The organism is Stenotrophomonas sp. (genome assembly GCF_050737575.1).
Classification (GTDB): domain Bacteria; phylum Pseudomonadota; class Gammaproteobacteria; order Xanthomonadales; family Xanthomonadaceae; genus Stenotrophomonas.
On the sequence record NZ_JBOHXW010000002.1, the window covers coordinates 267,332 to 290,975 of the forward strand.

Annotated in this window: 23 protein-coding genes; 8 read left to right on the top strand and 15 right to left on the bottom strand. The window is 64.8% G+C overall.

The annotated features are described in order from the left end of the window. Positions 1-43 precede the first annotated feature (43 nt). Positions 44-598 carry a cob(I)yrinic acid a,c-diamide adenosyltransferase gene (locus ACREP4_RS04345; RefSeq protein WP_431594980.1) on the bottom strand — a complete coding sequence of 185 codons (555 nt, stop codon included), beginning with the start codon at positions 596-598 and terminating at the stop codon, positions 44-46. Between the two features lie 15 nt (positions 599-613). Continuing rightward, entirely contained in the window at positions 614-1,195 is a 582-nt protein-coding gene (locus tag ACREP4_RS04350) for a hypothetical protein (RefSeq protein ID WP_431594981.1), read from the bottom strand. A 119-nt stretch (positions 1,196-1,314) separates the two neighbouring features. Here ACREP4_RS04350 and ubiH point away from each other — a divergent pair, with 119 nt between their 5' ends. Both ubiH and ACREP4_RS04360 read left to right on the top strand, forming a co-directional pair. Next, positions 1,315-2,526, top strand: a complete 1,212-nt coding sequence (ubiH, locus tag ACREP4_RS04355) for a 2-octaprenyl-6-methoxyphenyl hydroxylase (RefSeq protein ID WP_431594982.1) — start codon at positions 1,315-1,317, stop codon at positions 2,524-2,526. Further along, positions 2,523-3,701, top strand: a complete 1,179-nt coding sequence (locus ACREP4_RS04360; protein ID WP_431594983.1) for a UbiH/UbiF family hydroxylase — start codon at positions 2,523-2,525, stop codon at positions 3,699-3,701. Before ubiH ends, ACREP4_RS04360 begins: the two co-directional genes overlap by 4 nt. Positions 3,702-3,860: 159 nt before the next feature. Here ACREP4_RS04360 and ACREP4_RS04365 read toward each other — a convergent pair whose 3' ends face one another. The 8 genes from ACREP4_RS04365 to ACREP4_RS04400 all read right to left on the bottom strand — a co-directional run bounded on the left by ACREP4_RS04365 (position 3,861) and on the right by ACREP4_RS04400 (position 11,930). Continuing rightward, the gene (locus ACREP4_RS04365) at positions 3,861-4,268 is read right to left on the bottom strand and encodes an EF-hand domain-containing protein (protein ID WP_431594984.1); all 408 of its coding nucleotides are present in this window, start codon (positions 4,266-4,268) and stop codon (positions 3,861-3,863) included. A gap of 100 nt (positions 4,269-4,368) precedes the next feature. Then, positions 4,369-5,091 (bottom strand): hypothetical protein, encoded by a 723-nt coding sequence (locus ACREP4_RS04370; RefSeq protein ID WP_431594985.1) that lies wholly within the window; start codon positions 5,089-5,091, stop codon positions 4,369-4,371. Between the two features lie 65 nt (positions 5,092-5,156). Further along, entirely contained in the window at positions 5,157-6,062 is a 906-nt protein-coding gene (locus tag ACREP4_RS04375; RefSeq protein ID WP_431595315.1) for an SMP-30/gluconolactonase/LRE family protein, read from the bottom strand. A 367-nt stretch (positions 6,063-6,429) separates the two neighbouring features. Further along, a complete protein-coding gene (gene rlmM / locus ACREP4_RS04380; RefSeq protein ID WP_431594986.1) occupies positions 6,430-7,485 on the bottom strand; it encodes a 23S rRNA (cytidine(2498)-2'-O)-methyltransferase RlmM in 1,056 nt (351 codons plus the stop codon). 163 nt (positions 7,486-7,648) lie between these two features. Further along, on the bottom strand, positions 7,649-8,209 hold the full coding sequence (locus ACREP4_RS04385; protein ID WP_431594987.1) for a nucleoside deaminase: 561 nt from the start codon (positions 8,207-8,209) through the stop codon (positions 7,649-7,651). Between the two features lie 405 nt (positions 8,210-8,614). Beyond that, a complete protein-coding gene (gene phbB, locus ACREP4_RS04390; RefSeq protein ID WP_431594988.1) occupies positions 8,615-9,355 on the bottom strand; it encodes an acetoacetyl-CoA reductase in 741 nt (246 codons plus the stop codon). A 28-nt stretch (positions 9,356-9,383) separates the two neighbouring features. After that, positions 9,384-10,712 (bottom strand): CitMHS family transporter, encoded by a 1,329-nt coding sequence (locus tag ACREP4_RS04395; RefSeq protein ID WP_431595316.1) that lies wholly within the window; start codon positions 10,710-10,712, stop codon positions 9,384-9,386. A gap of 42 nt (positions 10,713-10,754) precedes the next feature. Next, complete coding sequence (locus ACREP4_RS04400; protein ID WP_431594989.1) at positions 10,755-11,930, bottom strand: OprO/OprP family phosphate-selective porin; 1,176 nt, start codon at positions 11,928-11,930, stop codon at positions 10,755-10,757. Between the two features lie 184 nt (positions 11,931-12,114). Here ACREP4_RS04400 and ACREP4_RS04405 point away from each other — a divergent pair, with 184 nt between their 5' ends. From ACREP4_RS04405 to ACREP4_RS04415, 3 genes are read left to right on the top strand one after another with little or no spacing between them, the layout of a single operon-like run. Further along, positions 12,115-12,804: a response regulator gene (locus ACREP4_RS04405; protein ID WP_431594990.1), complete on the top strand. Its 690-nt coding sequence runs from the start codon at positions 12,115-12,117 to the stop codon at positions 12,802-12,804. Further along, positions 12,791-14,176 (top strand): sensor histidine kinase N-terminal domain-containing protein, encoded by a 1,386-nt coding sequence (locus tag ACREP4_RS04410; protein ID WP_431594991.1) that lies wholly within the window; start codon positions 12,791-12,793, stop codon positions 14,174-14,176. Before ACREP4_RS04405 ends, ACREP4_RS04410 begins: the two co-directional genes overlap by 14 nt. Continuing rightward, positions 14,173-15,228 carry an ABC transporter substrate-binding protein gene (locus ACREP4_RS04415; protein WP_431594992.1) on the top strand — a complete coding sequence of 352 codons (1,056 nt, stop codon included), beginning with the start codon at positions 14,173-14,175 and terminating at the stop codon, positions 15,226-15,228. Before ACREP4_RS04410 ends, ACREP4_RS04415 begins: the two co-directional genes overlap by 4 nt. 107 nt (positions 15,229-15,335) lie before the next feature. Here the strand turns inward: ACREP4_RS04415 and ACREP4_RS04420 are convergent, their stop codons facing one another. Continuing rightward, positions 15,336-17,087 carry a glutamine--tRNA ligase/YqeY domain fusion protein gene (locus tag ACREP4_RS04420; protein WP_431594993.1) on the bottom strand — a complete coding sequence of 584 codons (1,752 nt, stop codon included), beginning with the start codon at positions 17,085-17,087 and terminating at the stop codon, positions 15,336-15,338. A gap of 167 nt (positions 17,088-17,254) precedes the next feature. Here ACREP4_RS04420 and ACREP4_RS04425 point away from each other — a divergent pair, with 167 nt between their 5' ends. From ACREP4_RS04425 to ACREP4_RS04435, 3 genes are all read left to right on the top strand, one after another. After that, on the top strand, positions 17,255-17,521 hold the full coding sequence (locus tag ACREP4_RS04425) for a DUF2007 domain-containing protein (RefSeq protein ID WP_431594994.1): 267 nt from the start codon (positions 17,255-17,257) through the stop codon (positions 17,519-17,521). A 93-nt stretch (positions 17,522-17,614) separates the two neighbouring features. Beyond that, the gene (msrA, locus tag ACREP4_RS04430) at positions 17,615-18,265 is read left to right on the top strand and encodes a peptide-methionine (S)-S-oxide reductase MsrA (protein ID WP_431595317.1); all 651 of its coding nucleotides are present in this window, start codon (positions 17,615-17,617) and stop codon (positions 18,263-18,265) included. 3 nt (positions 18,266-18,268) lie between these two features. Next, the gene (locus tag ACREP4_RS04435; protein WP_431594995.1) at positions 18,269-18,778 is read left to right on the top strand and encodes a flavodoxin family protein; all 510 of its coding nucleotides are present in this window, start codon (positions 18,269-18,271) and stop codon (positions 18,776-18,778) included. 200 nt (positions 18,779-18,978) lie between these two features. Here ACREP4_RS04435 and ACREP4_RS04440 read toward each other — a convergent pair whose 3' ends face one another. The 4 genes from ACREP4_RS04440 to ahpF all read right to left on the bottom strand — a co-directional run bounded on the left by ACREP4_RS04440 (position 18,979) and on the right by ahpF (position 23,556). Beyond that, entirely contained in the window at positions 18,979-19,944 is a 966-nt protein-coding gene (locus ACREP4_RS04440; protein WP_431594996.1) for a transaldolase, read from the bottom strand. 36 nt (positions 19,945-19,980) lie between these two features. Then, positions 19,981-20,406 (bottom strand): nucleoside diphosphate kinase regulator, encoded by a 426-nt coding sequence (gene rnk / locus ACREP4_RS04445; RefSeq protein WP_431594997.1) that lies wholly within the window; start codon positions 20,404-20,406, stop codon positions 19,981-19,983. Positions 20,407-20,800: 394 nt separating this feature from the next. Then, the gene (gene oxyR, locus ACREP4_RS04450) at positions 20,801-21,733 is read right to left on the bottom strand and encodes a DNA-binding transcriptional regulator OxyR (RefSeq protein WP_431594998.1); all 933 of its coding nucleotides are present in this window, start codon (positions 21,731-21,733) and stop codon (positions 20,801-20,803) included. A 230-nt stretch (positions 21,734-21,963) separates the two neighbouring features. Continuing rightward, complete coding sequence (gene ahpF, locus ACREP4_RS04455; RefSeq protein ID WP_431594999.1) at positions 21,964-23,556, bottom strand: alkyl hydroperoxide reductase subunit F; 1,593 nt, start codon at positions 23,554-23,556, stop codon at positions 21,964-21,966. Between the last annotated feature and the right edge of the window lie 88 nt (positions 23,557-23,644).

The following is a 23,644-nucleotide window of genomic DNA, read 5'->3' on the forward strand; positions in this document are numbered from 1 at the left end:
AAGCATCAGATGGGCAATTGGCGCTGGCGAACTGCCGCAGCGATCAGCCGCGACGGCGCTCGTGGTTCCACAGCACTTCGCCGTGGCCGCTGGCGCGGGCCAGTACCCGGGACAGCACGAACAGCAGGTCCGACAGGCGGTTGAGGTAACGCACTGCTTCACCGCGTACCTCTTCAACACGCGCCAGGGCGACGGTTTCGCGCTCGGCCCGGCGCACGATGGTGCGGGCCAGGTGGCAACGCGCGGCGCCCTCGCCACCGGCGGGCAGGATGAAATCCTTCAGTGGCGGCAGGTCGTCGTTGTAGCGGTCCAGGTGCTGCTCCAGCGCGTCGATGTCGGCGGCGTGGATGGCGGCGTGGCCGGGAATGCACAGCTCGCCGCCCAGGTCGAACAACTGGTGCTGGATGGTGGTCAGCAGGTTGCGCACGTCTTCGGGCAGGTCCACGGCCAGCAGCACGCCGATGGCCGAGTTGGCCTCATCGACGGTGCCGTAGGCGTTGACCCGGAACGAATCCTTGCCGGTGCGGCTGCCGTCACCCAGGCCGGTGCTGCCATCGTCACCGGTGCGGGTGTAGATCTTGGAAAGGCGGTTACCCATGGTTGCAGACCGCCCTTAGTGCGCGGTGCGGCCAGTGGCCGACTGCTTGCCGACCACTTCAACAGCGACCTGCACCAACGCGGCGACGCCGGTGTAAAGGGCGGCGGTGCGCAGGTACGGCAACAGCCAATCGGCGTAGTTCTTGGCCCAACCGGCGAAGGTCGGTTCGGCGACCGAGGCGCTGATCCAGTAGAAGCTGCCCTGGGCGATCAGATGGCACAGCGCCACCGAGCCGATCAGGGTGGCGGCCAACAGGCCCAGCGACTGCAGGCTGGCGCGCTTGTAATGACGACGCAGCAGCATGCCGCCGGCCCACATGGCGAAGTACGCCGGGATCAGCATCCAGTACGCGGCCGAGACGCAGTAGTGCTGCCAGAAGCTCATGCCCTGGCTGGAAATGACCGCCCAGTCGACGACCACGGCCAGGCCCATCAGCAACGGGAACGCCCAGCGGGTCCAGTTGCGCAGGTAGAAGCCGCCGATGAAGAACACCGCCCAGGACGCATCCGGGATCGGCGCGAAATGGTTGATGCGGGTGCCAGCCATCAGCAGCACCAGCAGGGACAGGACGAAGAGACGTTGGGCGTTGGCGGTCATGACAGTGATCGGTCCGGCGGAATCAGGCGGCCATTCTAGCCGCAGTGCGGGTGAACCTGCGGTTGCAGCGCCGCATGAGCGGAGCCGACGCGGGCAGGGGAACCTTTATCATGGCGCCCATGAGTGCGAACCATGACGTAGTGATCGTAGGCGGCGGGCTGGTCGGTGCCAGCCTGGCCATTGCCCTGGATGGGCTGGGCGTGGACGTGGGCTTGGTGGAGGCGACCCCGGGCGGCACGCTGCCGGCGGTGTTCGACCAGCGCAGCCTCAGTTTTGCCGCAGCCACCGTCAATGCCTTGACCGCGTTGGGCGTGATGCAGCGCCTGAGCAACGCCGACAGCCCGATCCGGCGCATCCATGTCAGCCGCGCCGGTGATTTCGGCCGGGTGGTGATGCAGGCGCAGGACTACGGCCGCGAGGCGTTTGGCCAGGTGGTGGTGGCGCGCGACTTCGGCCAGGCGCTGGAAGCGCGGCTGGGCGAGCTGAAGCACCTCACCCGTTACCGCCCGGCCACGTTTGTTGGGCTGGGCGCCAGTGCTGAAGGCCGTCGCGACGTGGTGATTGCCGACGCCGATGGCGAGCGTCGGCTGCAGGCGCGGTTGGTGGTCGGCGCCGACGGCACCCGCAGCGCGGTGCGTCAGTCGCTGGGGATCGACGTTACCGAACACGATTATCTGCAGACCTTGTTCGTGGCGCGGGTGCGTCCGGCCAAGGCGCCGGATGGTTGCGCCTATGAGCGCTTCACCGATACCGGCCCGACCGCGCTGCTGCCGCGCGGCGACCGTCATTACGGTGTGGTCCACGGCGTTGCGCGCGATGAAGCTGATGCGGTGATGGCATTGAGCGACACCGCGTGGCTGGCCCGCCTGCAGGATGCGGTGGGCTGGCGTGCCGGGCGCCTGCTGGAAAGCGGTCCGCGCAGTGCGTATCCGCTGATCCAGGTGCTGGCGAAGAAATTGGTGGGCGAACGCGCGCTGCTGCTGGGCAACGCCGCGCAGACGATTCACCCGCTGGGCGCGCAGGGTTTCAACCTGGGCCTGCGCGATGCGCTGACTCTGGCCGAATTGATCGGCGATGCGTCGCAGGACGCAGGTAGCGATGCGCTGCTGCAGGCCTATGTGCAGCGACGCGGCCCCGACCGCGAGCAGACGTTGGCGTTCTCCGATGGACTGGCCCGGTTGACCAGCAATGCGTCGCCATTGATGCGCCCGCTGCGCAGCCTGGGCTTGGTGGCCGCGGCGCAGGCGACGCCGGTGCAGTCGTTTCTGGTCGGCGGCGCGATGGGTTTCCGTGGGCAGGTGCCCGAACTGTGCAGGAGCGAAGTGCGATGAGTCGCCGCGGGCAATGGGATGCAGTGGTGGTCGGTGGCGGCGTGGTGGGCGGTGCCTGCGCGTTGGCCTTGGCCAAGCAAGGGTTGCAGGTCGCCTTGGTGGAAGGCCGCGAGCCGTCGCCGTGGTCGCCGCAACAGCCGGATCTGCGCGTGTTTGCCTTCGCCGCCGACAACGCGGCGCTGCTGGATTCACTTGGCGTCTGGTCGCAGGTGGAACAAGGCCGCGCCTGCGCGTATCGCCGCATGCGGGTGTGGGACGCCGGCGGTGGCGGCGATCTGACCTTTGATGCAGACACGCTGGGCCGGCGCGAGCTGGGCTGGATTGTCGAGAACGGATTGTTGGTGGACCGGCTGTGGGCCGCGTTGCCGGCTGCCGGCGTGCAGGTGTATTGCCCGGCGCGCGTGGAAGTGATGGAGCAGGATGCGCAAAGCGTGCGCCTGCGGCTGGACGATGGCCGACGCATCGAGGCGGCCATCGCCATCGCGGCCGACGGCGCCGAATCGACCTTGCGCACGCTGGCCGGGCTGGACGTCACCCGCCACGATTACGGCCAGCGCGGTGTGGTCGGCTATGTCGACAGCGAGCTGCCGAATGAAGCCACCGCGTGGCAGCGTTTCCTCGATACCGGCCCGCTCGCGGTGTTGCCGTACGACAAGCACCGCAGTTCCATTGTCTGGACCTTGCCTGATGCTGAGGCCGAGCGTGTGCTGGCTTTGGACGATACAAGTTTTGCGCGCGAACTCACCAATGCGTTTGCTGGCCGTCTGGGCAAGATGCAGATGGCTTCACCGCGCGCTGCGTTCCCGCTGCGCCGGCAGTTGGCCAAGGGTTATGTCGCGGGGCGCGTGCTGACCTTGGGCGATGCGGCGCACGTGGTGCATCCGCTGGCCGGGCAGGGCGTGAACCTGGGGTTGCGTGATGTCGCGGCGCTGCGTGATCTGGTCCGCGATGCGAAACAGCGGCGTCAGGACTGGACATCCGCGCACCGCCTGCAGCGTTGGGCGCGGACGCGTCGCAGTGAGAATACGGTGGCCGCTTACAGCTTTGACGCGATCAACAAGGTGTTCTCCAACGACGAAATGCACCTCACCCTGGCGCGCGGTGCGCTGCTGGGTTTGGCCGGGCGCATGCCGCCGTTGTTGTCGCTGTTCTGGAAGCGCGCCTCGGGGTTGTGAGATGGATGCGGCGGCAGGAGCGAGCTTGGTTGCGATGCTGGCGATGTGCAGGGCAATCGAGCGGATGTTGCGTTCGGCACTGCGTGTTTCGCGGCTGACGCCGCTCCTACGAAAGCCGCCTGCGATCCGGGTGTTGTGGTTGGCTGAGCGTCGGCGCTTTCAGCGCAGCCAGCCGGCCAGCTGTTCGCGCGACAACTTGCCGCGACGTCCCGTATCCAATGCGTTGAATTCGTCAGCCAATGCCGGGTTGCTCTGCGCTTCTTCGCGGCTGATGAAGCCGTCGCCGTTGAGATCCAGCGCATCGAAATCAATGCGGTAATTGCCGACCACGCTGTCCGCCTGCACTGAGCGCACGGTGACCTGTGCATGTCCCGGTGGGGTCTGGATCTGTACCGCGTGGGTAACTTTGCCAGTGGCCAATGGCTGTTCGCGCACGCTGACCGGCGTATCAAGCAACGGTGAACTCACCGCCGGCGCGGGCCGCTGAGCGCTTTGTGCCAGGGCGGCGAAAGGCAGCAGCGCGGCGATGGCGAACGGCAGGGCGTAGCGAAGTGCGGGAACGGTCATGGTGGCTTCTATCGGAGTGCGGGGGGCGGCGCACTGCAGTGATTCATGCGGCGCCGGAGAACAGCCCGGATGGTAGCCGGGCCATCATGAAGATGCAGCCTCAGCCCGGAATGAACGGGAAGACCAGTTTCAAGAGACCTTTGAGGCCGCCCTCTGCGGTTGAGCTGATGGCCTTGGCGCCGAGACTGTTGAGTGCCCGGCGCGCGTCGTCCCAACGCAACTGGCTAATGTCCTTCTTCAGAAGATCGGCCACTTCTTCGGAAGTCGGGGCGAGCTTCTTCAAGGCATCGGAGATGGCTTTGGGATCGGGCTGCAGATAGTTCCAGCGCTCGGCGATGGTGAGCAACGTGTCGAAGCGTACGGCCACTACCTCGCGGTTGCGCTCGTATACCGGAATGGCGCCGACATCGAGAATGGCCTGCTCGAAACGCTGCGCATCGTCGGGATGCTCGATGCGGATGGCGAGGAAGCCTTCCTTGCGACTGCGCTCGGTGACGTGCTTGATGCAGGCGCGCAGGTTGGCCTCGGTCAGCGCCGCTGCGACGATGCGCTGCAGGGCGTTGTCGCCTTCCTCCGGCACCAGCGCGCGCCAGCGTGCATAGCCATCGCGGCGCAGGCCTTTGACCTTGGCCGGCGTCACCCGCAACTGCAGCGCCACGGCGGCATTGGAGGCGCTGCGTTCGATGGCACCATCGCGCTCAAGCAGCACGAAGATCAGCAGTTCCAGGTCGCGTTTGGTCAGTGACTGGAATCCCTGCAGCAGGGTCAGGCGCAGGAATTCGTCGCCGAACGCGGCCGGGTTCTTCAGTTCAATTGCATGCATCGGTGTGCTCCCATGAATGCACAGGATGCACGATCCCTGTGGCATGGATTGAGACTGGGGCGGCTTCAGCGGGTGCCGGTGTGCTGCAGGCCGTATTCACGTCCGGGCCGATCAACCTGGAAGGTCTCCACCGCGCCGCGATCCTGCAAGGTCACGAATACCTGCCGGCCATCGACACCGCCGAACGCCACGTTGGTGGGCTTGCGGCCTTTGAGCGGAACTTCACGCAGCAATTCGCCAGCGGGTGACACCACGGCGACTACACCGGCATCGTAACGGGCGATATAGAGGTTGCCGTCCACATCGCTGCGCATGCCATCCATGCCGTGGTCGTCGAAGCGGATCAGCAGGTGCTTGTTGGAGATATTGCCGGCGTCATCCAGGTCATAGGCCCAGACGTTGCGCTGCACGCTTTCGTTGACATACAGATGGCGACCGTCGGCGCTGACCTCGATGCCGTTGGTGGTGCCCATGTCGCGCTCGAGCAGGTGCACGCTGCCGTCGCGATTGATGCGCCACAGCTGGCCGTTGTCCGTCTTGGCCCAATCTGGATCGCTGGCATACAGCGTGCCGTCCGGGGCCAGCGCGATGTCGTTGGGCTGATGTGCATCGGGCAGGTGCGCGAACACGCTGACCGCATGCGTGGTTGGATCGATGCGCAGGATGTTGTGCTTCGGATAGTCGGCGACATACATCGCGCCGTCATTGCCGAAGCGGATGCCATTGCCGATGCTGCCGTCGGGCAGGGTGACGAACAGTGCGGCCTTGCCGCTGTCATCCACCCGGCCGATGGTGCCGTCCTTGCCGATGTTGACGACATACAGCGCGCCATCCGGGCCGGTGGCCGGGCCTTCGATGCCTTGGGTGAAGGTGCCATCGGCGACGTGGTCGCGGACGATGAAGTTGTCGGCAGCGCATGCGGTGCTGCCAACGGCGATCAGCGCGGAGGCGGCGATGCGGGCAAGGGTGATCTGACGGGCGATGACGGCGGCCTCCGTGTGGGTGGAAGCGGAGTGTGCCAGAGCGTTGTGCTGGAGCGAGGGTGTGGTTGCTTGGGCAACCATGCAGAGGAAAGCGCGGGTTCGTGCTTTCAGCGTCTGCTGCGGCTGTTGCTTTGGCTTTGGCTTTGGCTTTGGTTTTGGTTTTTGTTTTGGCTTGGGCTTTGGCTTTGCTGTTTATCCCTTCTCCCGCAAGCGGGAGAAGGTGCCCGCAGGGCGGATGAGGGCGCGTTGGCTTTGCTGTTGTCGCGGAGAGCGAAAGCTAGGCAAACGCTGAAAGCAGATGCAGAAGCTGCCCTCACCCCAACCCCTCTCCCGCTTCGCAGGAGAGGGGCTTTGATCAGGAGCCCTTGGGCCGCGGCGTCACGAATACCGTGATTTCTTCACGGTCGTGGTACAGCTGCTTGGCGCGGATGATCAGCGATTTATCGGCCTTGTCGGCGAACAGATCCAGGCACAGCTTGGTCTCGTCCCAGCGCTTCTTCATCGGCAGCTTGAGGTTGAAGATGGCGTGCTTGCACCAGCCTTCGCGCAGCCAGGTGCCCATGCGTTCGGCGACGCGGCGGGGTTGTTCGACCATGTCGCAGACCATCCAGTCCAAAGGCACCTCCGGCTGCCAATGGAAGCCATCGGCGCGAAGGTGTTCGACCAGTCCGGTGTCGATCACATGCTGGCGCAGCGGGCCGTTGTCGATGCTGCTGACGCGCAGGTGCTGGCGGGTGAGCACCCAGGTCCAGCCGCCGGGCGCGGCGCCGAGGTCGGCGGCACGCATGCCGGGCACGACCAGCGCTTCGCGCTCCTCTGGGGTAAGCAGCGTCATCAGCGCTTCTTCCAGCTTCAGCGCCGAGCGCGAGGGCGCGTCGGGCAACAGCTTCAGGCGCGGGATGCCGAGCGGCCACGGTGCGCTGTCGCGGGTGTCGGCCACGCACACGAAGGCATGCGTGCCATCAACGAACACGATGTGCAGGCGCGGCAGCTTGCCGTTGGCTTTGTCGGTGAGCAGGCCCGCCTTGCGCAGCGCCGGGCGCAGTGCGTTGCCGAAACTGCGGGCCAGGCCGGCCAGCGGTTTGCCGGCGTCGGAATCGGGGTGTTCCACCCACAAGTCACCAAAACGCGGCTGACCTTCCAGTGCGGCGATGATCGGGGTGATGCGGTCGCTGGCATCGAGCTGCGGCAGTTCGGCCAGCACCTGCAGTTTCTGGCGGGCGAAGATCAGGTCGCGCCATTGCAGACGCTGGTTGAGCGCGGCGGCTTCGTCGGTGACAAACACCACGTAGCCGTCATTGCGCTGGGTGCGCGCATAACCGGCGATGCCGGCAGCGCCGGCACGTTCATTCAATTCGCCGGCCAGTTCCGGTTCAAAGCCTTGGCGGCAGTAGCAGAGCAGGCCGGTCATGGAAATCCTTGGTGTCGAGCAGAGGGGGCTTCCTTCTCCTGTTGGGAGAAGCTGCCCTGCAGGGGCGGATGAGGGTGGGCACGACTTGATTGCAGGTAGCATGCGGCTTGCCGGGCCCTCACCCCAACCCCTCTCCCGCTAGCGGGAGAGGGGCTTTGGAAAGTCAGTAGTGCGCGCCGTCGTTCTTGCCGTAGCTGTGCAGCACTGCGCGTGCGTCGTCGCGGCAGATGCCTTGGACGACTTCGATGCCACGCTTGTTCAACTCACCCACCCAATCCGCCGGAAGCGGGCCTTCGTCGAACGGGGTGAGTTCTTCCACGTCGGCCGCATTGGCACCGATCAGCAGGCGGTCGATGCCGGCCCACACGGTGGCGCCGTAGCACTGGCAGCACGGCTGCGAGGACGTAGCCAGGGTGATCGGCGACAGCTCGGCGTTCAGACGCGGCGTATTGAGCTTCTGCTGGGCCAGCATATAGGCCATGTTTTCGGCATGCGCCAGCGAGGTGGCGTGCGGCACCACGCGGTTCACGGCGGCAGCGATCACGCGGTGATCCGGGCCGAACACCACGGCGCCGAACGGGCCGCCACTGGCGTGTTCGACATTCAGCCGCGACAGTTCGATCGCCAGGGCCACCTTGTCCGCGTCGCTGGTATACGCGTGCTGGCTGTCGACCGCATCGTGGATCCAGACGGGGAGAGTGAGATGAACCTGCGCGTGAAGCATGACGATGACCGACCTTTGGACAAAACGGCGGCCAGTGTAGCGGACTGGGAGGATGGCCTCACTGGAGCGGTGGGGCGTGTTCAGCTGTGGTGGCTGTGAAAAGTGGTTTGAGTGGCGGCGGGAATTGGCTGGAGGTGGCGCGGTGGTTGAGCCATTGCTGGCATGACCCGAGCTGATCTCTCGTAAAAGCTGAAGCGCCCTCTCCCCAACCCCTCTCCCGTGAAGGGAGAGGGGCTTGAAAGCTTCAAGGCTTGGGAGCCGGCGCTCAGGGCGATGAAGGTCTGGCGCGGTGCAGCCGGCGCTCAACCACTCTGCGAAGCCAATTGGTCGTTACAAGCGCAGCCGAAAAAAAGCCGCGATGCAGAACATCGCGGCGTCGTCTTGAGGAGACGATGAAAGCGGGGATCAACCCATGTACAGGCCGCCGTTGACGGCATAGTCGGCGCCGGTCACATAAGCCGCTTCATCCGAGGCCAGCCATGCGCACAATGCTGCCACTTCCTCGGGCTTGCCGAGACGGCGGATCGGCACCGATGCGGCGAGCCGGTCGAGTACATCCGGCGGGAAGCTGCTGATCGCCTGGCTGGCGATGTAGCCGGGTGAAAGCGTATTGACGGTGACATTGCGCGCGGCGACTTCAGCGGCCAACGCACGGCTGAAGCCATGCATCGCGGCCTTGGCCGTGGCGTAATTGACCTGGCCGATCTGGCCTTTCTGCGCACTCACCGAGCCGATATTGATGACCCGGCCCCAGCCACGGCTGGCCATGCCATCGACCACTTGTTTGGTGAGGTTGAACAGCGAGTTGAGATTGGACGCGATCACCGCATTCCAATCTTCCACCGTCATCTGCCGGAACAGCATGTCGCGGCTGCCGCCGGAGTTGTTGACCAGCACATCGACTTCACCGACTTCCGCTCGCACCTTGGCGAAGGCGGCGACGGTGGAATTCCAGTCGGTGGCGTTGCCTTCGGAGGCGATGAAGTCAAAGCCCAGCTCGCGCTGTTCCCGCAACCAATTGGCCTTGCGTGGCGAATTGGGCGCGCAGCCGGCGACCACGGTGTGGCCGCTGCGCGACAGGGTTTGGCAGATGGCAGTACCCACGCTGCCCATGCCGCTGGTGACGTATGCAATGCGAAGAGTCATATGAAGCTCCAGTTCAAGGCGGGGCCGTTCACGCGGCCAGCGGGTACAAGGCGCACAGCAGGCTGCCGATCATCAGCAACAGGGATATCGCCACCGCCCATTTCAGGGTGAACTTCTGGTGGTCGGCAAAATCCACTTTGGCCAGGCCCACCAGCAGATACGTGGACGGCACCAGCGGGCTGAGCAGATGCACCGGCTGCCCGGCCAATGAAGCGCGGGCCATTTCCACTGGAGTGATGCCGTAATGACCGGCGGCCTCGGACAGGATCGGCAGCACGCCGAAGTAGAACGCGTCGTTGGACATGAAGAAGGTGAACGGCATTGAGGCAATGGCGGTGATCACCGCCAGGTACGGGCCCCACGCATCTGGAATCACCGACAGGAAACCGCGCGACATCGCCTCGACCATGCCGGTGTTGGACAGGATGCCGGTGAAGATGCCCGCCGCGAAGATCAGCGACACCACCGACAACACATTGCCGGCGTGATTCACCACGCGGCGGCGCTGTTCGGCCAGGTTCGGGTAGTTGATGACCAGCGCGATGGCGAAGCCAACCATGAACAGGATCGGCATCGGCAGCAGGCCAACCACCAGCGCGCCTATCAAGGCCAGCGTCAGCACCAGGTTCACCCACAGCAGTTTGGGCCGCTTGGTGTCTTCGGCATCTTCCACGGTGGGCAGCGCATCGCCGTCGTCGGAGACGCTGGCGTCCATCCACGAACCACCCTGCGGCAGCGTCAGCACGCCCAGGCGGCGGCGTTCCTTCATGCCCAGATACCAGGCCAGCAACAGAATGCCCGCACAGGCCAGCACCATCGCTGGAATCAGCGGCACAAACACATCGGCTGGATCCACATGCAGCGCGGTGGCGGCACGCGCGGTGGGGCCGCCCCACGGCGTGAGGTTCATCACGCCACCGGCGAGGATGGTCACGCAGGTCATGTTCAAGGCGTTCATGCCCAACCGCCGGTACAGCGGCAGCATCGCCGAGACGGTGATCATGTAGGTGGTCGAGCCATCGCCGTCGAGCGAGATCAGCATCGCCAGCACGCCAGTGCCCATCACGATCTTCATCGGGTCGCCCTTGACCATGCGCAGGATGATGCGTACCAGCGGGTCGAACAGGCCGGCGTCGATCATCACGCCGAAGTAGAGGATGGCGAACATCAACATCACGCCGGTGGGCGCGATCTTCTTGATGCCGTCGAGCATCATCTCGTCCAGCCCGGCGCCGAAGCCGCCGATCAGGGCGAAAACGATGGGGACGGTGATCAGTGCAACCAGCGGTGACAGGCGCTTGCTCATGATGAGATACATGAACGTCAGCACCATGCCGAAGCCGAGGATGGTCAGCATCATCTGCAGACTCCTTGTGGGAATGGGACGGGGAGGAAGGGCTTAGAAATCGAATTGCAGGCGGCCGGTAACCGCGCGGGTGCGGTCCAGCGTGGTGTCGGCCAGGCGATCGCGGTTGCGGCTCTCGATCAGGTCGAGCATCAAGCGCAGGTTGTCGCGCAGGTACCAGTTGCCTGCCAGCGTCCATGCTTCGGTGCTGGCACGGCGCAGGTCCGGTTGGCCGTCGAGGTGCTGCGCACCACGCATCTGGTCGTAGCGCAGTGCCAGCTCGAACGCGCCGGCCTTGTGGCGGATGTCCTTGATGCGGGCGAAGCGGCCGGTTTTGCGGTCGTAGCTGCGTGATTCGCCGGTGACGAACCAGCTGACCATGCCGTACGCGGCCATCACGTCGCCGCGTTGTGCGCCGTCGTCGAAGGTGGCGCCGCTGAACTCTCCCTGCCACGACAACGGGCCGTGTACCTGCGCGTATTCCAGTGCCCACTTGTTGACGTCGGTATCGCGGCCGGCGGAGAAATCCACCATCGTCAGGCGGCTTTCGTCGGACAGATGGCCAGCCGGGCGCGGGCGGATGCGCAGTGCAGGCACGCCGTTGGCGCCCGGGTTGTCATAGGCCTCGCGTGCCAGCGACACGCCGAGGTGCAGCACATCACCGGCAGCCGGGCTCGGTGCCCAGGTGGCGCGACCACCGGCAGCGCGGCCTTTCACCTTCCACGCATCAATGCTTTCCAGGCTGTAGACGCTGGCTGCCCAGGTGAAGTCGCCCGGATTGGCCTGCCACGACGCACCCAGGCGGTACAGCGGTGCCAACGTGGTGGCCGCGCTGGCGCGTTCCAGGAAGCTGCCGTAGTTGGAGCCGGTGCGGTCGTCCAGCGAGTAGTACTGCTTGAACTGGCCCACGGTGAGCTTGCCGGCATCGCCGAAGCTGCGGCTGACGTAAACGTCCTTGGCTTCGACCTGGTCGCCGGAGAAGTCGGCTTCCAACTTGTAATCCACGGCGAAGAATTTGCCGGAGACATCCAGCCAGGCGCGACGCACTTCGGTGTCGTCCTTGTTCGGGGTGCCACGACCGTCGTTGTCGAAGCTGGCGAAATCCAGATGCAGACGGCCACCGAATGTGGCCGTGACCGGGCGATCATCATCGGTAGCAAAAGCGGGTGCGGCCAGCGCCATCAACGTCAGTGCGGCGCCGTTGCGCCAGCATGCTGTGTGGTTGCTCATGAACCCTCCTTGGTGCGCATCGGGCGCGTCGGATGAGGCACCGGGCGGTGCGAGGGCGCAGTCTGGCGGCGGCAAGCTGTCATCCGCCTGTCAGTGGTTTGTGCGCTGCATCAAACGAAGCGAGATGCCTGCGCGAGGCGCGCCTGCGCGTTAGCATTCCCGCTCCCCACGCCCCCCGTGCCCCATGCGCCTGCTGCTGGTCGAAGACAACCCGGATTTGGCCGATGCGATCATCCGTCGCATGCGCCGCAGTGGCCACGCGGTGGATTGGCAGGCCGACGGCCTGGCCGCCGCCAGCGTGCTGCGCTATCAAAGTTTCGACTTGGTCGTGCTGGATATCGGCCTGCCAAAGCTCGACGGCCTGCGCGTGCTGGCCGGCATGCGCGAGCGCGGCGACAGCACCCCGGTGTTGATGTTGACCGCGCGCGATGGCATTGAAGACCGCGTGCAGGCGCTGGATGTCGGTGCCGATGACTATCTCGGCAAGCCCTTTGATTTCCGCGAGTTCGAGGCGCGTTGCCGGGTGCTGATGCGACGCACGCGCGGGCAGGCCAGTGGTGTGGTGCAGGTGGGCGGTTTCCAGTTCGACAACGCCGCGCATCGCGTGAGCCTGGATGGCGCGCAGATCGAGCTGCCCAATCGCGAATTCCGCCTGCTGGAGATTCTGGTCGGCCGGCTGGGGCAGGTGGTTGGCAAAGATGAAATCGGCAACGGCCTGTTCGGTTTTGATGACGAAGCTGGGCCGAATGCCATCGAGTTGTACATCGGTCGCCTGCGAAAAAAGTTGATCGGCGCGCCGCTGCGCATCACCACTGTGCGCGGTGTCGGTTACATGCTGGAAGCCTGCGACGGTGGCACCGATGGAGCCGACTGAAGCACGCGCGCCGGTGTCACTGCGACGCACCTTGATGCTGTATCTCGGCGCGCTGCTGGCAGTGTTCGCAGTGGCGTTGTTGTTCGCCGCACGCGAATACGGCCAGCGTGCCGCCAATCGTTCGTTCGATCACCTGTTGGTGTCCTCGGCGCTGTCCATTGCCGATTCGGTGGCCTTGGTCGAGGGCCAATGGCAGGTGGATCTGCCGTATGCCGCGTTGGACCTGCTGTCGATGGCAGAGGAAGACCGGGTGTTCTACCGCGTTGCCGACAGCCAGGGCCGCTTGATTACCGGCTATGGCGATCTGCCCGCGCCACCACGTAAACCAGGCACGCGCGCGCAGTTGTTCGACGCGCCGTACAGCGGCGAACTGGTTCGCTTTGTGGTGGTCACACGCAGCTTTGCCGCCGCCTCGGCGCAGGGCGAAGTGCAGGTGCAGGTGGGACAGACGCGCCGCGCTCGCGCGGTGTTGGCGCAGGACATGGTGAACCGCGCGCTGTTGGCCATCGGCGTGCTGTCGGGCTTGTTGCTGGCCTTGGTGGCGTTCGCGGTGCATCGTGTTTTCCGGCCGTTGGTGCGGGTGGAGCGCGAGCTGTCGCGCCGCGAGCCGTCAGACCTCAAACCGCTGGATGCGCGGGTGCCGCGCGAAATGGACCAGATGGTGGCGGCGTTGAACCGCTTCATGGAACGCCTGTCCAGCAGCAACGAAACCCTGCGCGCGTTCATGGCCGAGGCCGCACACCAGATGCGCACGCCGTTGGCGGCACTGCGCGCACAGGCGCAATTGGCGCTGGACGATGAAGACCCGCAGGACATGCGCCGCAGCCTGCAGGCCATCGAACGCAACGCCACACATATGAGCCGCCTGCTCAACCAGTTGCTCAGCGACGCCAGCGTGATCCATCGCTCACACCTGCAGCGCTTTCAACCGGTTGATCTGGCCGAAACCGTGCATCAAGCCCTGCATGAAGCCTTGCCGCAGGCCGGGCCCGCGCCGCGCGTACAGCTGGCGATGACCAATGCCGTGGTGCTGGTCAATGGCGATGCGTTGTTGCTGCGTGAGGCCATCAAGAACCTGGTCGACAACGCGCTCAAATACGGTGGTGACGGCGCCTTGCAGATCGCATTGACGGTGGATGGGAAACACGCGGTATTGACCATCGCCGATCACGGCGCGGGCATCACCGCCGCCGATGCCGAGCGTGTGTTCGAGCGTTTTGGTCGTGGCGAAGATGCACCGGCCGGTGGCGCCGGTCTGGGCCTGGCCATCGTCAAACGCGTTGTTGACAGTCACGGCGGCAGCATCGATCTGGCCAACCGCCCGCAAGGTGGCCTGGTCGCCACCATTCGTCTGCCCCGGAGTGCTGCATGAAACGTTGGTTGCTGGGGATCGTGTGTGCGCTGATCGCATGGCAGGCGCTGGCTGCGCCGGGCGACGTACAGCGTTTTCCCGCGCGTGGCACGGCCACCGAACATCTGCGCATCCACGGCACCACCGATAGCGAAGTGTTTGCCGTGGTCATCGCCGATTACCAGCAGCTGCATCCGGAAACCGAGGTGGTTTACGAGGACATCATCGCGCAGGATTTGTACACGCGTTATCTGCGTGATCGGCAAGGGCCGACGTCGCCAGACCTGCTGATTTCCAGTGGCATGGACCTGCAGGCAAAGCTGGTCAACGACGGCCACGCATTGCCGCACCGCTCATTGCAGACCGAAGCGGTGCCGGCCTGGGCGAAATGGCGCAACGAGGCATTCGGCATCAGCTACGAACCGGTGGCGATGGTCTACAACACCCGCGCCTTGCCGACGGCCAAAGTGCCGCACACGCGTCGCCAGTTGCTGGATCTGCTGCGTGCCGAAGACGCACCGTTGCGCGGCAAAGTTGGCACCTATGACATCGAGCGCAGCAGCGTCGGTTATCTGCTGGCCACCCAGGATGCGCAGCGCGGCAGCATCGCTGGAGCATTGTTCGGCGCGCTGGGCGACAACGGCGTCGTGCGCGAAGAACGTACCGGCGTGCTGCTGGACAAGGTGAGCAAGGGCGAACTGTCGCTGGTCTACAACGTGCTCGGTTCGTATGCACAGGCGCGCATCGATGCGGGCGCACCGTTGGGTATCGTTGAACCGGAGGACTACACCTTGGTGGTGCTGCGCACGGCGGTGATCCCGCGCACGAGTCCGCATTCGACCGAAGCCAAGCAGTTTCTGGATTACCTGCTGTCACCGCGCGGCCAGCAGGTGCTGTCGCGTGAAGCACGGTTGATGCCGATCATTCGCGGCGACGGCCGCGACAACGACCCGGCCCGCAACCTGCGCCCGATCCAACTGGGCCCGGGTTTGCTGGTGTATCTGGACGCACTGAAGCGGCGCCAGTTTCTGGAGGTATGGCGCAGCAGCGTGGTGGAGCCGGGGAAGAAGTAGCTCGCGATCTGCATGCGATCCGTAGGCCGGGATGTTCATCCCAGCCTACGGCTTGGCCCGATCAGAAACGCCCATGCCGAGCGTGGCTCGGCACTACACGGACTGATTTACGCGGTCCAGGTATCGCGCAAGGTCACGCTGCGGTTGAACACCGGCTTGGCAGCGGTGTGGTCGCGGCGATCGGCAACGAAATAGCCGGTGCGCTCGAACTGGAACGACTGCTCCGGTGCGGCCAGCGCGGCGGACGGCTCGACGTAACCGGTGACGACCTTGCGCGATTCCGGGTTCAGGTAATCGCGGTAGGTCTTGCCTTCGGATTCGTCGTCCGGGTTTTCCACCGAGAACAGGCGGTCGTACAGACGCACTTCGGCTTCCACCGCGTGCTGGGCGCTGACCCAATGGATGGTGCCCTTGATCTTGCGGTTGGCGCCTTCCATGCCCGGGCGCGATTCCGGATCCAGCCAGCCGCGCAGCTCGATGATCTCGCCGGCGTCGTTCTTGATCACTTCATCGACGCGGGCAATGCCGGCGCCACGCAGGCGCACTTCGCCGCCCGGCACCAGACGCTTCCAGCCCTTCGGCGGCACTTCGGCAAAATCTTCGCGCTCGATCCACAGCTCGCGTGCGAACGGAATCTCGCGGGTGCCGAAGCTCTCGTCCTTCGGATGATTGCTGAAGGTCAGGGTTTCTTCGTGGTCTTCGGGCAGGTTGGTCAGCACCAGCTTGAGCGGATCGATCACCGCCATGCGGCGTGCCGCGGCGCTGTCCAGATCTTCGCGCAGTGCGCCTTCCAGCACGCTGAAATCGATCATCGAATTCTGCTTGGAAATACCCACGCGCTCGGCGAACAGACGCATTGCTGCCGGCGTGTAACCGCGACGACGCAGGCCCTGCAAGGTCGGCATGCGCGGGTCGTCCCAGCCATCGACCAACTGCTCGGTGACCAGCGCCATCAGCTTGCGCTTGCTCATCACCGTGTAGTTGATGTTCAAACGCGAGAACTCGATCTGGCGTGGCTTGGCGGCTTCACGCGGCAGGCCCTTGTCGACCAGCGGCTGGGTCAGCGCGTTGTCGTGGGCGTAGTCCACGTTGTCCACGCACCAGTCGTACAGTGGGCGGTGGTCTTCAAACTCCAGCGTGCACAGCGAGTGGGTGATGCCTTCCAGCGAATCGCCCAGCGCGTGTGCGTAGTCGTACATCGGGTAGATCGGCCACGCATTGCCGGTGTTCTGGTGCTCGACGTGCTTGATGCGGTAGATCGCCGGGTCACGCAGGTTGATGTTGCCGCTGGCCATGTCGATCTTGGCGCGCAAGGTGCGGGCGCCATCGGGGAATTCGCCGGCGCGCATGCGCTTGAACAGGTCCAGGCTTTCCTCGGCGCTGCGCTCGCGGTACGGCGACGGGCGGCCTGGCTCGGTCAGGCTGCCGCGGTAGGCGCGCACTTCTTCGGCCGACAGGTCGCAGACGTAGGCCTTGCCGTCGCGGATCAGCTTCTGCGCGGCCAGGTAATAGGCATCGAAATAGTCCGAGGCATGGCGCAGCTCGTTCCACTCAAAGCCCAGCCAGCGCACGTCGTCCTGGATGGCGTTGACGTACTCGGGGTCTTCCTTGGCCGGGTTGGTGTCGTCAAAGCGCAGGTTGCACACACCGTTGAACTCGCCGGCGATGCCGAAATTCAGGCAGATCGACTTGGCGTGGCCAATGTGCAGGTAGCCGTTGGGCTCGGGCGGGAAGCGGGTCTTGATGGCCGTGTGCTTGCCGCTGGCCAGGTCCTCACGGACGATCTGACGAATGAAGTCGCGCTTTTCGGCGGGGGCGTTTTCCGGCGTGGCGTCGGCGGCAGGCGTGTTCTCGGACATGGGGGCGCGGCGTTTTCTAAAGTAAACCGCAAGTTTAGCCGAGGCGAGCGCGGCCTGCCGCCGATAGGCCTATGCTGAGGCCGCGCAATCCCGTCACGTCCATGAACCGTCGCTCAGACTGCCCGCCGCGCTCCGTGCCGGCGGGCCTGAACGGCCAAGGAGCCGCCATGCAGCTGGTCTACCAGACAAACAACCTGTTCGACGCGCATCTGGTCAAACACGCGCTGGAGGATGCGGGTATCCCGGCGTTTGTGTTCGGGGAGTCGCTGCTGGGCGCGGGCGGCGAGCTGCCGATCTTCGGCCTGTTGCGGGTGTGCGTGCCGGACATGGCCAAGCCCGAGGCCGATGAAGTCGTCGCACTTCTGGACTTGGACGCGGGCCCGGCCGACCCCATTTCCGATGATGACGACGCGCCGGGGTTTCTGCCGGCCTGAATGGCGGTTCCCGCCCATTGTGGGCGAGGGCATGCAGTGGCATCGCACCTACGTTTTTGTGAGGAGTTGATCATGTTGGGAATCGGCCAAGGGCTGTTGGGCATCGGTGCGTTCAAGCAGCGCCTGCCACGCCCGGAAGAAGCGTTGCCGGGGCGTGGGGCGGCATTGCCGCTGCACAACGTGCATTTCGTCAACGGCCAACCGCTGCGCGGTGATTTCGCCGGCCTGCAGGTGCTGGAGGTGGGCTTGGGCTGTTTCTGGGGCGCCGAGCGCAAGTTCTGGCAATTGCCCGGCGTGGTGACCACGGCCGTCGGCTATCAGGGCGGCGTCACGCCCAATCCAACCTATGAGGAAGCCTGCTCGGGGCTCACCGGCCACACCGAAGCGGTGCGGGTGGTGTTTGACCCGGCACAGGTCAGCTTGGATACGGTGCTGCGCACCTTCTGGGAAAACCACGATCCCACCCAAGGCATGCGCCAGGGCAACGACACCGGCACGCAGTACCGCTCGGCCATCTACTGCCATACGCAGGAACAGTACGACGCGGTGTTGGCCAGCCGTGACGTCTACCAACAGCAGCTGCATGCGGCGGGCTATGGCGATATCACCACGGAAATCGCCTTCCCGGCGCCGCCGTTCTATTACGCCGAGGACTATCACCAGCAATATCTGGCGAAGAATCCCAATGGCTATTGCGGCATTGGCGGCACCGGCGTGAGTTGCCCGATTGGTCTGGACGCCTGAGTGATGGGGGCCGCACCACGACGCTTGCTGGTGGTGTGGCACAGCTTTACCGGCGCTACGCGCACGCTGGCTGAGGCATTGGCTGCGTCGGCGCGTGACGTGGGCGGTGAGGCGGTGCAGGTGAGCGTTCTGCACGCCGCTGACGCAGGTGCTGAAGATGTGCTGGCCGCCGATGCGGTGGTGTTCGCCACGCCGGAAACCCTGGCATCGATCAGCGGCGCGATGAAGGATTTTTTTGATCGCAGTTATTACCCGCTATTGGGGCGCTGCGAGGGAAAACCGTATGCGTTGCTGGTGAGCGCCGGCTCGGATGGGCATCCGACCATTGCGCAGCTGCAGCGGATTGCGTTGGGGCTGCGCATGCGCGAAGTGGCCGAGCCGGTGCTGGTGTGTACGCATGCACAGACGCCGGAGGCGATTGCGGCGGTGAAGCAGTTGCCGGAGGAAGCGTTGGAACGTGCACGGGAACTGGGTGCATTGCTCGCAGCAGGCCTGGAGCTGGGGATTTTTTAGGCTTTGCTTAAAGCCTTTGCTCAAGCCCCTCTCCCGTTTACGGGAGAGGGGTTGGGGTGAGGGCGCTCTGAAAGCACGTAGAGCAAAAGCCCCCTCATCCGCCCCTTCGGGGCACTTTCGCCCGCACGCGGGAGAAGGGAGGTTGTCAGGCTTCTGCTTGTTTGGCGGGGCCTCCGCTTCGCTTCATCCCCGCCTGAAAATCAGGCCGCCAACTCATCCGCAATCCGCTGACGCAAGGTCTGCAGATCCTTCGCAAACGCATCGATACCAGTGGCCAGCTTTTCCGTCGCCATCGGATCGGCGGCCATATCCGCATCGAACTGCGCTTCATCAATCGCTGCGACATTCACCGCTTGCACAGCACCGGCCACCAGCTTGCGCGGCAGCTCGCCGAAATCGGCATCCAGCTTTTCCAGCAGGTCCGGCGAGATGGTCAAACGGTCGCAGCCAGCCAGCGCTTCAATCTGTGCGGTGGAGCGGAACGAGGCGCCCATCACCACGGTGTTGGAACCACGACGCTTGAACTCGGCGAATACGCCGCGCACGAACTGCACGCCCGGGTCTTCGTCGATGCTTGCAGGCGTCTGGCCGTTGGCGACGTACCAATCCAGAATGCGGCCGACGAACGGCGAGATCAGGAACGAACCCGCTTCCGAACAGGCCAGCGCTTGGGTCGGGTTGAAGATCAGCGTCAGGTTGCAATCGATGCCTTCGGCCTGCAGCACGCGGGCCGCTTCGATGCCGGCCCAGGTGGCGGCGATCTTGATCAACACCTTGCTACGCGACACGCCGGCCGCTTCGTACATGGCGATGAATTCGCGCGCCTTGGCAATCGTCGCCTCGGTGTTGTGCGCCTGGTCGGCGTCCACTTCGGTGGAGACGCGGCCGGGCACCAGCTCCGCGAGCATGGTGCCAACGCCGACGGTCAGGCGATCAACCACGGCGTTGGCGATGGCCTGCGTGTCACCGGTTTGCGCGCGGCCCCACTGCAGCTCGCGCTCGATCAGGCCGGCGTAGACCGGCAGGTCGAGGGCTTTTTTCACCAACGTCGGGTTGGTGGTGCAGTCCACCGGGCGCAGGCGTTTGATGGCGTCGTAGTCGCCGGTGTCGGCGACAACAACGGACAGTTCGCGCAGCTGGGCGAGTTTGGAGGGGGCCTGGGTCATTGCGTGTTCCTGTGGAGCGGTGCCGGCGCGGTGCGCTCAGCGGTTGAGGTCGCCAGCCGCTTCGGGCTGGTAATGCACGGCGGTCACGCGCAGGCGCAACTGACGGCCACCCGGCGCAGTCCAGTCGATGGTCTGACCAACCGACAGGCCGAGCAGGGCGCTGCCAACCGGTGCCAGAACCGAGACATGGCCCTTGTCGAAATCCGCTTCGTGCGGATAGACCAGGGTCAGGGAATGCGTTTCATCGTGCAGCTCGTCAACGCAATCCACACGCGAATGCATGGTGACGATGCCTGCGGGGATTTCTTCCGGCGGCAGCACCTGCGCGCGTTCCAGCTCCAGGGACAGAGCGACAGCGGCGGGGTGCCGGCTCAGGGCCGGGGAGTCGAGCATGGCCTCAAGGCGAGCCAGGTCGCGGCTGGAGACAGTGATGGATGGCGGCAGACCGCTGTGGCTGGTCATTGGATGTTCCTTATCTGTTGAAAAAAATCTATTGAAAAAGCAAGCAAAAGGCGACGCCTTGTCGGCGCCGCCTGATCACTATTGTGCTGGTAACACGGGCCGGTTGCGACCCTGTACCGATCATGGGGCCGACTACGGCCGGATGCAATGTGGGGGGCCGCAGTGTTCAGCTTTGTGGGCAGGGATTGCTCAAGGGAAATCTTGAAGGCCACGCCTCCCCAGCCCTTCCCTCCGCCTCCAGCGCAAGGGATGGGGTAGAAGCGGCTTTCCGGCGATCTGGCCAGTTCGAGCAAAACGGCCCCCTCCCTTTGCCGGAGGCAAGGGGAGGTTCGGGGAGGGGTTGGGTGTTTGCTTTGGCGCCTGCGACAAACGCCAAATTAAGCCGCTCGCGCCTTCAGGCCCGCGCTCGCACAGGCGTCTGGGCGATCTCCAGCAGGCCAGCCGGTAGCTGCCTGAACAGTTCTGCCAGCTGCTGCAGGAACGCGCCCATTGCCGAGCTGCGGCGCCAGACCATCGCGATGCGGCGGTTCGGGCCCGGGTCGCCTTTGAAGGGGATCAGCTGGATGTTTTCCGAACGGGCTACTGGCGGCTTCACCGCCAGCATGGGGAGCAGGGTCACGCCGACGTTGGCTGCGACCATTTGTCGCAGCGTTTCCAGACTGGTGGCCTGGAATTCGGACTTTTCCAGCGCGCCGGCCAAGTGGCAGACATCCAAGGCCTGATCGCGCAGGCAGTGACCGTCCTGCAGCAGCAACAGGCGCTGGTTGGACAGATCGTCCATGGTCAGCGAGGCATGTGATGTCAGCGGGTGGCCTTCCGGCGCGGCCAGTACGAACGGTTCCTCGAACAGAAACTCGATATGCAGTTGGTCGTCGTTGATCGGCAGCGCCAGGATCGCGGCATCAAGTTGGCCGTTGCGCAGCTGCGCCATCAGCACGTCGCTCTTTTCCTCGACCAGCAGCATTTCCAGTTGCGGAAAACGTTGGCGAAGGGTCGGCACCACGTGTGGCAACAGGTACGGACCAAGTGTCGGGAAGATGCCAAGGCGCACCGTGCCCGCTTCCGGGTCACGGCTGCGGCGGGCGGCTTCTTTCATCTGCTCGACCTCGGCCACGATGCTGCGCGCACGCGCGGCGGCTTCGCGCCCGGCCGGGGTCAGCATCACCTTGCGCGGTGCGCGTTCGACCAGCGGCACGCCCAGCTCTTCCTCCAGTTTCTTGATCTGGGTGGACAGCGTGGGCTGGCTGACGAAACAGGCCGCGGCGGCGCGGCCGAAGTGTTTGTGTTCGGCCAGCGCGACGAGGTATTTGAGGTCACGCAGGTTCATGTCGGGCTCCCGGATGTTTCCTTCTCCCCGTGGGAGAAGGTGCCCCGAAGGGGCAGATGAGGGTGGCGAACTCCATGGATTTCATGGGAGCAATGGGTTTCACCCTTACCCTCACCGCAACCTCCGCTTCGCGCCCCGGCCCCCGCGCTGACGCGGGGGCGTTCGTGAGGCAGCGAACCAGTGGTTCGCAAACTGCCCCTCTCACCCCAGAGGGAGAGGGGCTTCAGGCTTCAGGCGGTTTCGGCTTCTGCCGCTTCCGGCTGCAGTGCCGGCGTACGGATCAGATGGTCGAACGCGCTCAGTGCTGCGGTCGAGCCAGCGCCCATGGCGATGATGATCTGCTTGTACGGCACCGTGGTGCAGTCGCCGGCGGCGAATACGCCCGGGACGTTGGTCTGGCCACGGTCGTCGATGATGATCTCGCCGCGGTTGCTCAGTTCCACCGTGCCGCGCAGCCATTCGGTGTTGGGCAGCAGGCCGATTTGCACGAAGATGCCTTCCAGCTCGACCCGGTGCGAATCGCCACCGACGCGGTCGGAGTAGACCAGACCGGTGACCTTCTGGCCGTCGCCCAGCACTTCGGTGGTCTGTGCGTTGAGCACCACCTTCACGTTGGGCAGGCTGTTGAGCTTGGCCTGCAGCACCTGGTCGGCGCGCAGCTTGCTGTCGAACTCGAACACGGTGACATGGCTGACGATGCCGGCCAGATCAATGGCTGCTTCAATGCCGGAGTTGCCGCCACCGACCACCGCCACGCGCTTGCCCTTGAACAGCGGGCCATCGCAATGCGGGCAGTACGCCACGCCCTTGTTGCGGTATTCGTTTTCGCCCGGCACGTTCATCTGCCGCCAGCGTGCGCCGGTGGACAGAATCACCGTCTTGGACTTCAGCGAGGCACCGTTTTCCAGCTGCACTTCGACCAGACCATCGGCACCGGCCGGCACCAATTGCGTGGCACGCTGCAGGTTCATGATGTCCACGTCGTATTCGCGCACATGCGCTTCCAACGCGCTGGCCAGCTTCGGGCCTTCGGTGTGCTGCACCGAGATGAAGTTCTCGATGGCCATGGTGTCCAGCACCTGCCCACCGAAACGCTCAGCGGCAACGCCGGTGCGGATGCCCTTGCGGGCCGCATAGATGGCCGCTGCCGAACCGGCCGGGCCACCGCCCACCACCAGCACGTCGAATGCGTCCTTGGCCTTGATCTTCTCGGCCTCGCGGGCAATGGCGCCGGTGTCGAGCTTGGCGACGATCTGCTCCAGGCTCATGCGGCCGGAATCGAACATCTCGCCGCCCTGGAACACCATCGGCACCGCCATCACCTGGCGCTGTTCCACTTCCTGCTGGAACGTGCCGCCCTCGATCACCGTGGTGCTGATCTTCGGATTCAAAATCGCCATCAGCGCCAGCGCCTGCACCACGTCCGGGCAGTTGTGGCAAGTCAGCGACATATAGACGTCAAAGCTGAACTCGCCATCGATCGCGGTGATGCTGTCGATGACTTCCTGCGTCACCTTCGGCGGGTGGCCGCCGGTCCACAGCAGCGCCAGCACCAGCGATTCAAATTCGTGACCCAGCGGCAGGCCGGCGAAACGCACGCCGTGGTTCTGGCCTTCGCGGGCGATGACGAACGAGGGCGTGCGCGCATCGTTGCCGGAGGTATCCAGCGTGATCTTGCCGCCGCCGGCCGCGACGATATCGTCAAGCAGGCCGCGCATGTCCTGGCTGGCGCTGCTGTCGTCGAGCGAGGCGATCAGGCGCAGTGGCTGGCGCAGCAGGCCCATGTACTGCTGCAGCTGAGTCTTGAGGCTGTCGTCGAGCACGGTCAACTCCTTCGTTGAGGCAAAGCGGGGGAGTGGCGCCGCTGCGTGAAGCGGGGCGCCAGTAAAAAGTAGGGGTGAACCGCAGCGG